Annotated in this window: 17 protein-coding genes; 12 read left to right on the top strand and 5 right to left on the bottom strand. The window is 46.6% G+C overall.

Translation table 11 applies throughout. The features are described 5' to 3' along the window. Positions 1–48: 48 nt before the first annotated feature. The 3 genes from ACWHYD_RS19850 (at position 49) to ACWHYD_RS19860 (ending at position 1,513) form a co-directional block, all read left to right on the top strand. Complete coding sequence (locus ACWHYD_RS19850; protein ID WP_447963733.1) at positions 49–450, top strand: hypothetical protein; 402 nt, start codon at positions 49–51, stop codon at positions 448–450. A gap of 15 nt (positions 451–465) precedes the next feature. Continuing rightward, positions 466–945 carry a phosphate-starvation-inducible PsiE family protein gene (locus tag ACWHYD_RS19855; protein ID WP_447963734.1) on the top strand — a complete coding sequence of 160 codons (480 nt, stop codon included), beginning with the start codon at positions 466–468 and terminating at the stop codon, positions 943–945. Between the two features lie 148 nt (positions 946–1,093). After that, positions 1,094–1,513 carry a hypothetical protein gene (locus ACWHYD_RS19860; protein ID WP_447963735.1) on the top strand — a complete coding sequence of 140 codons (420 nt, stop codon included), beginning with the start codon at positions 1,094–1,096 and terminating at the stop codon, positions 1,511–1,513. Positions 1,514–1,593: 80 nt separating this feature from the next. Here the strand turns inward: ACWHYD_RS19860 and ACWHYD_RS19865 are convergent, their stop codons facing one another. From ACWHYD_RS19865 to ACWHYD_RS19875, 3 genes are all read right to left on the bottom strand, one after another. Next, entirely contained in the window at positions 1,594–2,346 is a 753-nt protein-coding gene (locus tag ACWHYD_RS19865) for a gamma-glutamyl-gamma-aminobutyrate hydrolase family protein (protein WP_447963736.1), read from the bottom strand. Positions 2,347–2,388: 42 nt separating this feature from the next. Beyond that, positions 2,389–2,781 (bottom strand): hypothetical protein, encoded by a 393-nt coding sequence (locus ACWHYD_RS19870; RefSeq protein ID WP_447963737.1) that lies wholly within the window; start codon positions 2,779–2,781, stop codon positions 2,389–2,391. Between the two features lie 123 nt (positions 2,782–2,904). Further along, entirely contained in the window at positions 2,905–3,225 is a 321-nt protein-coding gene (locus tag ACWHYD_RS19875) for a hypothetical protein (RefSeq protein WP_447963738.1), read from the bottom strand. Positions 3,226–3,550: 325 nt separating this feature from the next. On the opposite strand from ACWHYD_RS19875, the gene tatA reads away from it, so the two are divergent. From tatA to ACWHYD_RS19920, 9 genes are all read left to right on the top strand, one after another. After that, positions 3,551–4,339 carry a twin-arginine translocase TatA/TatE family subunit gene (tatA, locus tag ACWHYD_RS19880; RefSeq protein WP_447963739.1) on the top strand — a complete coding sequence of 263 codons (789 nt, stop codon included), beginning with the start codon at positions 3,551–3,553 and terminating at the stop codon, positions 4,337–4,339. Between the two features lie 7 nt (positions 4,340–4,346). Then, on the top strand, positions 4,347–5,120 hold the full coding sequence (locus ACWHYD_RS19885) for a HEAT repeat domain-containing protein (protein WP_447963740.1): 774 nt from the start codon (positions 4,347–4,349) through the stop codon (positions 5,118–5,120). A gap of 157 nt (positions 5,121–5,277) precedes the next feature. Continuing rightward, on the top strand, positions 5,278–5,523 hold the full coding sequence (locus ACWHYD_RS19890) for a hypothetical protein (protein ID WP_447963741.1): 246 nt from the start codon (positions 5,278–5,280) through the stop codon (positions 5,521–5,523). Between the two features lie 171 nt (positions 5,524–5,694). Further along, entirely contained in the window at positions 5,695–6,063 is a 369-nt protein-coding gene (locus ACWHYD_RS19895) for a response regulator (RefSeq protein WP_447963742.1), read from the top strand. Between the two features lie 278 nt (positions 6,064–6,341). Continuing rightward, positions 6,342–6,596, top strand: a complete 255-nt coding sequence (locus tag ACWHYD_RS19900) for a hypothetical protein (protein ID WP_447963743.1) — start codon at positions 6,342–6,344, stop codon at positions 6,594–6,596. A 676-nt stretch (positions 6,597–7,272) separates the two neighbouring features. Continuing rightward, positions 7,273–7,425, top strand: a complete 153-nt coding sequence (locus ACWHYD_RS19905; protein ID WP_447965902.1) for a putative metalloprotease CJM1_0395 family protein — start codon at positions 7,273–7,275, stop codon at positions 7,423–7,425. A gap of 670 nt (positions 7,426–8,095) precedes the next feature. Continuing rightward, a complete protein-coding gene (locus tag ACWHYD_RS19910) occupies positions 8,096–9,190 on the top strand; it encodes a methyltransferase domain-containing protein (protein WP_447963744.1) in 1,095 nt (364 codons plus the stop codon). A gap of 161 nt (positions 9,191–9,351) precedes the next feature. Beyond that, positions 9,352–9,864, top strand: a complete 513-nt coding sequence (locus ACWHYD_RS19915) for a DUF3015 family protein (protein ID WP_447963745.1) — start codon at positions 9,352–9,354, stop codon at positions 9,862–9,864. Between the two features lie 157 nt (positions 9,865–10,021). Next, positions 10,022–11,836: an Lnb N-terminal periplasmic domain-containing protein gene (locus tag ACWHYD_RS19920; protein ID WP_447963746.1), complete on the top strand. Its 1,815-nt coding sequence runs from the start codon at positions 10,022–10,024 to the stop codon at positions 11,834–11,836. A gap of 124 nt (positions 11,837–11,960) precedes the next feature. Here ACWHYD_RS19920 and ACWHYD_RS19925 read toward each other — a convergent pair whose 3' ends face one another. Both ACWHYD_RS19925 and ACWHYD_RS19930 read right to left on the bottom strand, forming a co-directional pair. Next, complete coding sequence (locus ACWHYD_RS19925) at positions 11,961–12,593, bottom strand: outer membrane protein (protein ID WP_447963747.1); 633 nt, start codon at positions 12,591–12,593, stop codon at positions 11,961–11,963. Between the two features lie 127 nt (positions 12,594–12,720). After that, a complete protein-coding gene (locus ACWHYD_RS19930; protein ID WP_447963748.1) occupies positions 12,721–13,065 on the bottom strand; it encodes a TRL domain-containing protein in 345 nt (114 codons plus the stop codon). Between the last annotated feature and the right edge of the window lie 101 nt (positions 13,066–13,166).

The raw sequence follows: 13,166 nt of genomic DNA on the forward strand, positions 1-13,166 counted from the left end.
GCTGATGACAGAATTTCATGATTCATTTCGAAAGCAAGGAGCATGGCCATGGCATTGAAAAAAGGGGACATAATCGACGAACGCAAACGGTTTCCGGATTCTTGCGGGCTGGTACTCAAGGTGATGGGCGGAGGGGAAGGTTTTGAAAAAATTCGGTGTTGCGGGCATGACCTGACCCAGGAAGATGTAGTTCCCTCGTTTAATCAAGAGCGGGGCCGCAGAGCAGGAGCCTTGGCAGTCGGCATGCCACTCAATGAGAAAATAGTTGCGACTGATTCCTGTGGACTTCGACTAATGGTGATGGCGGGAGGTGAGGGCTTTCAGGAAGTCATCTGCTGTGGTCATTCGTTTGGGGCGAGTGCAATTCAGAGTTTAGAGTTTGGTCAGATGCGGGGAGAGGACACGGGGCAGGAACACTCCCCCAACACCCCTCATCAGGGAACCGCCTAAGAGGACACATTCGACATGTTAGGGTGGACACCAGAATCGATCAAGCAATGGGTCAAATGGATGCAGTTCCTCGACCGGTGGGGCTATATCACGGCCTGCCTGAGTTTTCTCCTCGTGGGCATGCTGGTTTTCGGTTATAGTTGGGTGGCCTATGCTCAATCGGTACAGACCGGGTTTTTGCCGGCCACCATCACCTTACTGAATGACCTGTTGTTCGTCATCATTCTTTTGGAGTTGTTTCGCACGGTTTTAGGCTTCTTGCAAAACGACCGTATTCGCCTCGAACCCTTCCTCCATGTAGGGATTATCGCCTCCGTCCGAAGAATTCTCACCGCTGGAGCTGAATTTTCGCACCAGGATTCCGTCCCTGATGACATCTTTCGTCATTATCTTATGGATATGTCCCTGCATGTTGTCGTGATTTTAGTCCTCATGATCGCATTATATCTTCACCGAAAATCCGAACTCCCCGTAGTGCCTGTTTTCAACAAATAGCCCTTCCGAGTTCCAGTAATATTCTGTTTCTTATTCATCATTCCTACATCAAATTATTGTCAAAAATACCTGATGAACTTCTTTCATTCATATTGCATACCGCCGAGGGCTGTGGCAGTATAGCCTCCTTTTTGGACAACAATCGGTTGTGTTGGTCATCATGGAGTCTCTTCCTGAATTAGTTGGCACGGTCCATATTATCATGGGCCCTTATCGAGGAAATCCGATTGCACTATATATGTGCCAGGAGGAGTCCACCTGCCACATTTCTCCTCGCATCTATCCATGGAATCAAACAGTTGGATCTGGAGATACCCCCAATAAAGCCGCAGCAGACTTTGAAGCCAAGTGGAAAGAAAGGGACCTGGCCGACGACATGTATACCGGCCCTCATTGGGAAGGTGGCATCAAGCCAGAAAAACCCAAACCCGTTCCTCCTCCTAAACCCGCCACTCCTCCTGCAGCTAAGACCGCGGCCGCACAAGACACCAAAACTCCCTCACCTAAATCTCCAGCTCCGCCGGATCCACCTCAACCAGCCCCAGAAGCTGAAGACGCAGCTCCGTAAGACTCCGTCCTCTTCGCCATACCAGGTATTCTCTTTCGTAAAGACCATGTGCGAACTAAGCTAAAAAGGCCGAGGACAGGCTATGTCCGGCTGGCGGCAAACTGTCTTGCGGATTGTATCAATGCGATAAATAGACGTTTTTGAATCGCGTCGTGCCGGTATAAAAACTCCGGATGCCATTGGACCCCAAGCCAGAATGGATGACGGGAAGATTCAATCGCTTCAATGACTCCATCTGGAGCAACCCCAGAGACTTGAAAGGACGGCGGAACAGATTTGATAGATTGATGGTGGGAACTATTCACAGCAATACTTAACCGCTTAGCGATACGCTGAAGGAGACTGTTGGGTTCAATGTCAATCAGATGGGCTGTTTTCGTTGCGGATTTGGTGGGACGATGTTCAATTTTGGTAGACATTTGAGAGGAAATATCCTGCAGCAGGGTTCCTCCCAAGGCCACATTCATGGATTGCATACCCCCGCAAATGCCTAGAGTCGGCAAACCCTGACGAAAGGCCAACTTGGATAGTCCTAGCTCAAGTTGCGCGCGGTCTTCACTCATTCGCTGAAAAGGATACCGCTGTTTCTCTCCATACAACTCAGGGGCTAAATCCGATCCGCTCCCGGTCACCAGGAGGCCGTCCAGCCGTTGTAAAAGATATTTCTGTTTTGCCAGGCCACGCACCAGGGGAAGCACTAAGGGCATTCCCCCGGCGTCCTGAATCGCCTGAAGGTACCTGGCCCGCAAAAAATAGGTGGGTTCTTTCCCACCCATATCCTTACGATTTCCAGGGTTAAAATCCGGTGTGATCCCAATGATAGGTTTGACCATGCCAGTCATTTCAACTTAGGCGGGTAGGTTTGATGAGTCCGTCTAAAGGGCTTGATCCTCGTATGCGGAAACCCCAATGAATCGAACGGGTTCATTCCCCTTCAGATGATCGGGCGTGATAACATACGTACCATAGAAGCTCGGTTCCCATACGGCTTTTGCCGTATCAAGGTCGCCACCCGTCAATCCATAGGTAAAGGTTCCCACAACCCCCCCCAAGATGGCATAGGCCAATTTAACAGGGAAATAGACCACGGTCAGCAAAGCACTCCCAATCCCAAGCCCCGCCTCATTAGTTGGGCTCGACAATTCGTGTTCGGCAGCCAGACTCACCCCAGTGGCACCCAGGCATAGGACCAGTGAAAAAGCCAATAACACACATACCCCGGTTACCTGGTTAAGCACATCTCTCAATAAACCCTTGGATTGCCGCATAAGGAATACTCCTTCCTGTTTAATTTTTTATGCAAACCTTCTGGTTGTTATTCTAATCATGAATGATTCGTCAGTCTTCTGTTTTTAAATAAAAAACAAAAAATTATAGCAAATTTAATACCTTCATAGTGAATGGGGGCCATCTTCTGTTTCAACCAGATCCAACTCAATGAAAATCTGCCTCTTGATTTCCTCGGCCTCCAGCTCAACAACCCTATCTGTCTCAGCAACAAGAGCATCTCCGGAAACCTGGATATTCTCCTGCTTGATTCCCTGATGAATAAAGGCATGGAGCTTGTGGAAACACAACAACTGCACCAACAAATCATGACTTTTTTCGCGGTAGCTTTCCTGGTCCTCCACCGGAACGCCCCCTAGAACGACTTCCAACCATGATGAATGCTGAAGGATTCCTTCAAGCTTGGCAATTTGGTTCTTTTTCATTACCACCTCAACTTGCACCCCGCCTTTCCAGCTGCGCTTTTTAACATTAAAAACACAGTGTACTGAATCAGAGGCACCTTCAACGGCTTCTGGGCCGTAAAAAAGGGTAATCCGAAAGAGGGGAATCTGAGGTGGTGAGAGTAATGACATTCTGGACCTACTCGCTAATTAAAGGGCATAACACAATATGAAGCATACGCAAAAACTTGGCTTGGGCATAGCGTTCTAAGCCTACCGTATTTAGGTTGACACTCGTCAATCTTGAAAGATAGAGTCTTTTTAGTTGCATATTTTCACAGTAAGCTGAAGGGAAAGGGGCTTCTCTATGTTCGGAACCATGGGGTTCTCTGAACTCATGATCATTCTGGTGATCATCCTGATTATTTTCGGGGCAGGTCGTCTCCCGCAAATCGGGGAAGGTGTCGGGAAAGCTCTAAAAGGCTTTAAGAAGGAAGTCGCCGATATCCCTCAACCTGTGGACCCCAATGAGCCACTTCCATCTGCACCGCCCGAACCAGCACAGGCTCAATCCCAACCGACTACCTCGGTGGGCACCCAGACCAATCAACCATTCCAGCCTGGTCCTGAACAAACGCCTGGAACCACGGCAGCGTTACTTTACCAGGGAGCAGGGCCTCAAGTGGTCGAGCCTTCAGCTAAATCTACTGTAGCCCCTAACTCTCCTCAAACCACGACAGCCCCCTCTGCACCGTTGCCGATGTCCATGGAGGATAGGCAAGCGCAACCCGCCCCTATGGCTTCGAGGCAATACCCCGCCCTCCCGGCTGGGGCACAGGCAAAGCCCGTGCTGAAGCGCCCTGCCGCTGTTGTCAATAAACAGGCCGTGGCCAGAGTCCAAGCCCAGCAAGCTGCAATGAAAGCCCAGACTTCCCAGCAGTCAGGATTAGCTCCACGAGATATGCAATCCTTAGGAGAAGGTCTTGGAAGTGCCGTACGCACCTTCCGGGATGCCGCAGCAGATATTAAAAATTCGATCGATCCTCAAATGCGCACCATTCAGGCCGAATTGGAGTCTGCCGAAAAAGAGATGCAAGACTCCATCGAAGTGGCTAAAGAGCCTCTGAACCCCAAAGAACGTTCAGGATCTGCCTAATCTTTTCTTGCTACCATTCCCTACCAGTCCTGCTATCCTTATCGGAGCCATTTGTTTCTATGGACTCATTGGATGTGTTATTGAATCCCCACCTGAACCACCCGAAACTGTCACCGAACGACTTATTCCACTTCTGACCGATACTCAGCCTGATATTCGACGGACCGCAGCTTTATCACTAGGGAAAATTGGTGATCCTCAGAGCGTACCAGCCCTTGTTCTCGCCTTATCGGACCCGGATGACCAGGTTCGACAATCAAGTGCATGGGCCTTGGGAACAATGGCCGAATCCTTATCGGATCAGTCTCTAGTTGCATTGGTTCAGCACCTTACAGATCCATCCGATTCAGTCAAAAAAGCTGTGGTATTGGCCTTGGGTCGAACAGCAGTGCATGAGGATTTATTGCAGGTATTAACCGAAGCCTACGCTATTTCCACAATTGACACCCAAAGAACCATTATCCAATCTCTCGCTCACTTTGAATTTCCATTTTCCTATTCCGTGTATCTCCAAGCTCTGGAAAGTCCAGATTCTCTCACACGTCAATCGGCAATTGCAGGGCTCGGTGAATTAGGTGATCCCAGAGGACTCCCATACTTACGCACCCATCTTCTCCAAGACCCAAACGTGGGAGTGCGATCGGAAGCCGCATTTCGTTTAGGCAAATTGGGAACCAGTGCGGATGTGTCTGCACTGAAACAAGCCATGGAAACAGACCCGACCCCCAATGTGCATTTTTGGTCATCCTGGGCTCTTGTCCAAATTGGTCCGAATACCTAATCTCCACCAATTTTTCCTGGTCGACCTATTCATGATTCTCTCAGATTCCCAGTCAATACTGTCCCTAGATTAGAATCTTTCCATATTCAATGCGCCTGATTGAATACTCGAGATAAAGTTATTACAATTCGCCTTCTTTTTCTCAACGAGGCAATACATGAAGAAAATAAAAATAAATCTGCTCATAGGCTTAATGACAATACTTTCGAGCGTGAGTTGTGCCTCAGACCCGGTGAAGTGGTACAGGTCTGGCACCTCCCAGGAAACCTTTACCCGTGATAAATCGGATTGCGAGGAAGCTTTGCTCTCAACAGGAAGCACTCAAAGGGAAAAGGATATTTATTCCTTAGAAGGGTGCCTGGAGTCTAAAGGCTATACGGCTATCCCTCTTTCTTCTCAATAACGAAAAATCCAAAACTCGGTTTTAAAATAATCCTGGGGAGGATAAACTCTGGAGCTTTCGTAAAAAAACGGCTAGTCTCTTCGGGGGGTGGACAATGTGACGTTCTGATCATTTAGAATAATGAGGTGATAGCTCAAGATTGAAGAACGGGTTAAATAAGCGAACAAGAACATGAAAAAGGTCCTTCTGGTAGATGATGATCTCAATGCTCGGGAAGCCCTTCGCCTAGTCCTGGAATCCCAACAATTAGAATGTATTGAGGCCAGCAATGGATCGGAGGCCATCGCGTGGTTATCCACTCACCGAGCTGACTTAATCATTTCCGACAATCAAATGCCGATTCTGGCAGGACTAGATTTCATTGACCAAATCAAGCTGCAAGAGAAAGAACCCATCCAAACCCCCGTCATCTTACTCAGTGGACATCTGAAAGAACAGGATAAACATCGTGCGCGTCAGGCGGGAGTCTTTGCTATTTTAGATAAACCCTGTAATTTTAGTCAGTTCCTGTCTATGGTTCAGCTAGCGTTAGACCAATAAGTCTGGTCTTTGCCATCCTGCTCTTCTCCTTAAAACGGTATTCTCCCCTTCCTCGATAAGAAAAAAGCTCCCCCCTTAACTCTATAGCCTTCCTAATCAGTGCTAGACTTCCAATCCTTTAGCGGTATTTACCCATTAACCTTTTTCTCTATATCTCTTCACCAGGGGGAAGGATTTACTTCCCAACACAAATCCTTTCCCCGCCTTGGGAAGAGGTTGACCCAAGAGATTGAAAATTTTTCTCGTTGACCTTCGTCTTCAACAAAAGGAGTGATCTCATGCTGAAAATATTCGGAGGAATGATTATTGGGTCCCTCATGACCATGATACTCTTGGGCGGGGTATCTGCTGCTGACAAGGTTTTGGCAAATGCGCAAACCTTATATTTCGAACAGATCCAGCGACCAGACATCACCACCACACTTCTACTACTTGTTTTTTCAAGTATCTTCCTTGCGGTTCTGACTCTATGGCCCGCAAAGCCTGTTTTGGACACAAAGAAGATCACAAAACAATTGCGCCGGCACTGTTAGAAAATAAAAATCCTTCAATCCCCCGGAAGCAAAACAATTTAAGGTGAAACAACGGCCACGGGAGCCCTATTCCACTTGAGACCTTCAAGCGGACTCTCAGACAAAATTAATAAGCCTGCCATTTGTGCAATAGGAAAATGAATCTGCGTTAATTGTTTCATTAGTTTCTCAATGGGCATTTGTATTGCGCGTAAAATCAAGAATGGCGGTTTAATCTCCCGCTCCCATTCCTGCTTTGAAGATCTGAGCATGAACGGGTGCGGTAGTAGGTTTTTGACCTAAGAACCGCCTGGGACGCGGCCATTAGAGTGGAAAGGGATGGCCTGCTTCCGTTTTCAGGACGATATATCCAAACCATTTTTCGGACATCACTGTTTCTGCGCCACCCCCGCAAAACATTTTTTAGGCGTTCTATTTATACGATTAATCCACCACCATTGGCCAAAAATGAGTCAATTTATCTCCCCAAAAAAGCCGAAATTAATGTGAACAGGCTTTCCCTAATGAACATATCCTCTTCCACCTCACCCTTTTCACCCCAGAATTCTCTATTAGCCCTCCAAAACCATTCTGACGGGCACAAGGCCAAACAATCACAAGTTACTCCCTCCATACAAAAAAAATCGTGGAACTCCAGAATAGCGATCGTGATGTTAGAAATAACCAATAGGCACACATAGCAGCATCAGGAAGACTAGCCAAAAGTGCGGCCAGATTTTCCTTTCAACGAGGGTCTGATGGGAAATTCTATGCGGTCGGAGGTGAAGTCAGTATTGCCACTTTTCTCATCCCAGGTAATCCACAATCCACCATACAAAAAGCCCAGTAAATTCGACCAGCAGCCCTAGCACCTGCAGATCTTCAGCCCAGGATCGGACGGTGGCCGTGTCAGCCAATACGGGTCAGCCAATACCATTGAAGCGGCAGCCCGCAAAAAAATGCACCCAAAACCAAAGAAGACGGGATTCCGTCTGAAAAACCAACGGATGCTATATCCTCTCGTATTGATGTGTTCGCTTAGTACCCACTTATTCACTCCTCCCTCAAATCTTCATATTTCTCTCACCTTGGAAGTCCCGTTTTTTATTGACGCCCCATTACAAAGCCTGCCCTACTAAAGTTCATCCACCATCTGATCGAAAATATCTGCAAACAAGTACATTAACCTAGTCATTAAATTTTAAAACTCGGCATACCTTTCCACTCACAAGAATCTCTTGCCCATTGCCTTCTCCACATTGAATAAACTCTTTCTCTCTCAAAAATGCGCATTTCACCAGCACATTCTGGAAATTGTGAGCCCGATATATGACATGCCCTCTCCAATGAAGTTGGCAACGGACTTGCTAAACCTTTTGTCACAAGACAAAGCATGGAAAGCTTATCATTAAACAAGCAGAGCCTTTCGTACGGATACATCAACATACCCAAGCACACAGAGAAAAAGTTCAACATTGGACCAGGTGCAATATCTCGAACTGATGGAGGCGAGGAAACCTATGAACATTGCGGAAAAAATGAAACATGACTGGAACGAACGAGCCCAACACCATGCCAGATTTTGGATTGCCACCGAGGCTTACCACACAGAGGAAATGTTTACTCAATCAGGAAAAAACACTGCCCAGGCCTTGCTGGCAACTCTCCCAGTCCCTCACCTGCCGTCGTGGAATGTTTTAGATATCGGATGCGGCATTGGCAGAGTCCTCAAAGCCCTCGCCTCCCATTTTCATCATTTAGTAGGTGTCGATGTCTCTTCCGCAATGATTGCCCAGAGCAAACAATGGTTAGCTGACTTTCCCCATATCCACACATATGAAACCTCTGGGGTGGATCTTTTGGAATTTCCTCACTCCTCATTTGATCTAGTCTATTCCTATGTCACATTTCAGCATATGCCTCGTCCTGTATTTGAACGGTACCTGAGAGAAATCCACCGCGTCTTGACTCCTAAGGGGTATCTGGTCTTTCAACTGCCCATAGGCCATTTTCAAGACGTTCCTCTCGAGGACACCATTGGGATACGGTCGTATTCCAATCAGGAAATTGAGGAAAGCCTTAGGCGGAACGGCCTAGGTTTTCATCCATCATCGGATCCCGAATTCACAGAATTATCTGACCCACACAGCCATCGATTCCGACTGGCACAAAAGATCGGTCCAATAAGCACCCCTGTCCCAATGGACTGGGAGGAGTTGAAACAACCGCACTTTGTCTCTGAATGGGATAACCATCTTTATGGCATTTATGCCGACCACTGCGCGGATGCAGGCAACTATCAAGAAGGAATTCAGACGTTGCAAATGCTGGTCAATAAGAATCCCGTAAATTTAGAAGGAAGGTTACGGTTGGCAGCATTATTAATCGAAACCGGACAGCTACCAAAAGCTTTTGCCACCATGAAAGAAATCATCACCCTCCACCCTGGCTACGAAGAAGGCCATCGAACGCTCAGACAACTCATCGAGAAATGCCCTGATCTAAAGCCAGCTAGAATTCCTTCCTTATCCACAACCAGTCACCATTCTCCGGCTGACGCATCACGAAATATTCCTGCTTTGACCAACAGGGAATATTCAACCACTGAAGTCTGAACACAAAATAAACTAGCCAGAGGGGCCCCCGTCAGGCGTCAATGGAGAATGAACATGTTTGTGTAAATTTTGACTTTCCAATAGCCTTCCATTTGTTATAATCATCTTCACAAGTCGTAAAACAATTCCTTTATCTCTCACCACCAAATTAGGAGGAAAGCATGGCAAAAAAACCATTGGCATTGGTGTCAACATTTTTTCTGGTCATGGGAATGTCAGGCATGGCGTTAGGGAATCCCCCAAACAATGGTCCAGGTTGCGGATTAGGGAAACTCGCGTGGGAACAGTCCAGCCAAAATGAAAGCATTGGTGGGCAGGTCCTGATGGCCACCACCAATGGTACCGGCTTTCAAACTTTTGCAATCAGTTCAGGCACTTCCGGTTGCACCAATGATGGGAAAATTTTTGCATCCGAAAAAGTCAATGTGTTTACAGCCCTGAATTTCGACAACCTATCCCAAGAAATGGCGCAAGGCCAAGGAGAACATTTGACATCACTAGCCACATTAATGGGGATACCTCAAGAACAGCACCCAGAGTTTTTTTCAATGACGCAAGAGAAATATTCGACTCTGGTGCAAGCCGGAGAAAGTTCACCGAAAGCCGTTGTGAAAGCAATAAATAACGCGATGCAGGGCCACATTATTTTAGCCCAAACCACAACCAACAAGTAAATTCCGAAAGGCTCCGCCTCTAAGAGCCGGAGCCTTATCGTCTCTCAATTTTCTCTCCCCGCATGTGGTAATACGCCTTCTTATTGGCCTTTGGCTATTTTCTTTCCATTTTTTTGTCTCCCCCATACAAGGGGCAACCCCACTGTATCTTCAAGAATTGAATGAGCAAGCCGTCAGGGACAAACTCCATGAGCAACGCTACTGGCACCTCTTACTTCATTACCAGCCAAGCCTCTTTGGTGGTCACACCAGCGAAGTGGATGATCCAGGGTTTTTCCTATCAGAAAATGGGAAAGAAGATCCCGAGGCTGAGTTACGGGCAACAATTTCCTTCTTTTTTTCTGATAAATTGGTCGGTCGGTCACAACAACCTGCCCAGTGCGCCTTTGTCGCCCGCTATCATTGGCTGAAAGAAAAATTAAAATTTGAAGAGGCTAAACTCCCTTCTCACGAATGTGAACGGTTTCATCATTGGTATGATGAATTTGATGCCGAATTTATTTCCATGATTTTCCCCTCAGCCTTTATGGGGAACCCAGCTTCCATGTTTGGACACACTTTCCTCAGAGTTGATCCAAAAGGCCAAACCGAACAAACACGGATTCTCGCCTATACGATTAACTATGCGGCAGAGGTGCCGCCCAATCCTGGAATTGAATACGCTTACAAAGGAGTATTTGGAGGATACAAAGGGTTTTTTTCGACTATTCCCTATTATATGAAAGTCAAAGAATACGGAGACATTGAAAATCGAGACATCTGGGAATATCGCTTGAATTTTTCTCCCGATCAAATTCATCGGCTGTTGATGCATGTGTGGGAATTAGGGAATGCCTATTTCGACTATTACTTCTTTAAAGAAAATTGTGCGTACCATATCCTGTCTTTATTGGAAGTGGCCGATCCCAATCTGCATCTGACCGATCAGTTTCATTTTGCTACGATTCCAGGCAACACCATTCGCCTCCTTTTTCGTTACAAAGGATTGGTCAAAGAGAGCGTGTACCGACCTGCTCGCAGCACTCTGCTTAAAAGAAAGCGAAGCGATTTGGAGAAACAAGAAACCTCGTTACTTCCTAAACTCCTCAACGATCCTCATTTGACAGAGCGATTTGAATTTCGCCAACTACCAAGGAATCGCCAAATTTTTCTTCTGGATTTCGCATCAGACGTATTACGATATAAAGCCGCAACCGATCAAGACAAGGCTGAAGACTATAAGGCCAAAAATCGATCTATATTAGTGACGCGCAGTCAAATAAAAATACCTTCGCCCTCCTTTCATGTGGAGCCATTTTCCCTTTCCCCCGATAACGGACACAATTCACTAAGAGTCGGCGAGGGATTCGGGTGGAGAAACCATGAGATATTCGAAGAAATCAGCGTCCGAGCCGCCTATCACGATCTCCTAGATCCTGACGCAGGATATACCCAAGATGCCCAAATAGAATTACTTGATTTACGGTTGAGGTATTATCACAGCCGAAATCAATTTCGAGTAGAACGTTTTACTTTTGCAAATATCCTCTCCTTGGCCCCCATTGATTCCTTGTTCATTTCGCCCTCATGGAAATTTAATGTTGGAATGGACACCGTCAAGACCTCAAGTTGCGACCTCTGTTCTAACGGAAACATTAATGCAGGAATCGGTGGAGCCCAAGAAACTCAGATCTTTAAACGGGAGGTCTTTTTTCTCCTTGGGGAGATAGATGCCAACGTCAGTGGCGCGTACAAAGAAAATCATCGAGTGGGGGGAGGAATATCTGGCGGCGTGATGGCCACAATCACTCCGAGATGGAAATGGCTCATTTCAGCAGGATATTTGTATTATCCCCTTGGAGATCGATCGCATGACATCCCTGTTTCTGTGGGACAACGATGGACATTCGCCAAAAATTTCGCGGTGCGCGCCACGTTCACTCACCATGATCAGGACAATGAAATTTTTGGTGTATTTCATGGATATTTTTGATTCATGAATGCCATTATTTTCATCGACACGTCATACGGTCCACAGATCCCTACAACGCCACAGAATCACTTAAACGTAAACGGGACGAGAGCATGAAAACCGCAGCGACAGGTTGAACACCACATTAAAAAACATATCCAATTCCGCCTAAAAAATATTCGCTTCGGAAATTCAGGGAGAGTTGATTCCAATGATAATTCGCAGCACTGTATTTATACTCCCCAAACACAAACCAATTGGCGGCAACCACCAACTGAATCCCGCCAAAGAACTGATATCCCGGAGCGTAACTCGTTTCAAAATTGTGGTCCTTTCTACCAGGAATATCTGAATGATGGAGGATTCCATTCGAGAGTCCCCCTCCTATTCCCACATAAGGCCGTGCATGCCGCCCAGGATACCTCAGGATGAGATTGACCATCGAACTATACGTGATAAGGCCACTCTTGCCTTTACCCGTTCCGACACCACTTTCCCCGACTGGAAAACGTAGGGAGTTATTCTGCCCAAATGATTCCAGTTCCACGCCAAGATACCCATGAAATAAAGACGGGAATAACCCAATCTTTACTCCCAATCCAGGGTCACCATGAATCTTTTCATCTTTACCACCGCTCCCTTTAAATAAAAGGCCCTGGTTTAAGGGTTGAGTGGCCATCCCATAACCGGCCAGATAAATTTCTATGTTCTCCAACCCAAATCCGTTTGACGGAACAGAAAGAAGAAGCAACCATATCAGGACTACGCCAATTTTCATGCTGAACATTTCCAATTGTCACTCAACAAAAACCCAGCACTCGTCCTTATGGCCAAAAAAAAAGGGAGCACCCAGAACAATCTTCCAGGTGCTCCCCCGTCAACATGAGACTCTCTCTTATGGAAACCTAGTTTCCTCTCGCAATCGTACAAACTTCAGTATACACTCCCCATACAATATTTTTATAGGAGGTATTCACATACACCAGCTTTGAAATTCCTCCATTCGCCATGGCGGTTTCAACACGTGTATCTCCCGAGGCCAAAATGCCCAAAATTTGGTGGCTACAAGCTGTTCCTGTTTTCGTCGCTGCCACACCGTTGTCTAACACCAAGCTACCACCTTGCACATCAGTGTAAATTCCCGCAACAGCAAATGACGCATTGGGCTGCTGAAGACTTGCCGCCCCCATGCAACCGACGAGCAAGAAACACATCAGTCCCACAAGGATCAAATTTACGCACTGTTTCATCAAAACCTCCTCTGTTAATTGTATATGAAACTTTCACCAAAAATTCAGTTACCCTTAAGTAGCGCATTCTAAAAATAATGTCAACAATCCCTTATCTGCTG

Source organism: Nitrospira sp. Ecomares 2.1 (genome assembly GCF_965152585.1).

What these genes read in the sequence shown, in the direction of transcription:
- ACWHYD_RS19895 (WP_447963742.1), top strand. Translation starts at nt 5,695, where the DNA reads ATGAAAAAGGTCCTTCTGGTAGATGATGATCTCAATGCTCGGGAAGCC.
- tatA (WP_447963739.1), top strand. Translation starts at nt 3,551, where the DNA reads ATGTTCGGAACCATGGGGTTCTCTGAACTCATGATCATTCTGGTGATC.
- ACWHYD_RS19910 (WP_447963744.1), top strand. Translation starts at nt 8,096, where the DNA reads ATGAACATTGCGGAAAAAATGAAACATGACTGGAACGAACGAGCCCAA.
- ACWHYD_RS19930 (WP_447963748.1), bottom strand. Translation starts at nt 13,065, where the DNA reads ATGAAACAGTGCGTAAATTTGATCCTTGTGGGACTGATGTGTTTCTTG.
- ACWHYD_RS19915 (WP_447963745.1), top strand. Translation starts at nt 9,352, where the DNA reads ATGGCAAAAAAACCATTGGCATTGGTGTCAACATTTTTTCTGGTCATG.
- ACWHYD_RS19865 (WP_447963736.1), bottom strand. Translation starts at nt 2,346, where the DNA reads ATGGTCAAACCTATCATTGGGATCACACCGGATTTTAACCCTGGAAAT.
- ACWHYD_RS19925 (WP_447963747.1), bottom strand. Translation starts at nt 12,593, where the DNA reads ATGAAAATTGGCGTAGTCCTGATATGGTTGCTTCTTCTTTCTGTTCCG.
- ACWHYD_RS19850 (WP_447963733.1), top strand. Translation starts at nt 49, where the DNA reads ATGGCATTGAAAAAAGGGGACATAATCGACGAACGCAAACGGTTTCCG.
- ACWHYD_RS19890 (WP_447963741.1), top strand. Translation starts at nt 5,278, where the DNA reads ATGAAGAAAATAAAAATAAATCTGCTCATAGGCTTAATGACAATACTT.
- ACWHYD_RS19855 (WP_447963734.1), top strand. Translation starts at nt 466, where the DNA reads ATGTTAGGGTGGACACCAGAATCGATCAAGCAATGGGTCAAATGGATG.
- ACWHYD_RS19870 (WP_447963737.1), bottom strand. Translation starts at nt 2,781, where the DNA reads ATGCGGCAATCCAAGGGTTTATTGAGAGATGTGCTTAACCAGGTAACC.
- ACWHYD_RS19875 (WP_447963738.1), bottom strand. Translation starts at nt 3,225, where the DNA reads ATGAAAAAGAACCAAATTGCCAAGCTTGAAGGAATCCTTCAGCATTCA.
- ACWHYD_RS19900 (WP_447963743.1), top strand. Translation starts at nt 6,342, where the DNA reads ATGCTGAAAATATTCGGAGGAATGATTATTGGGTCCCTCATGACCATG.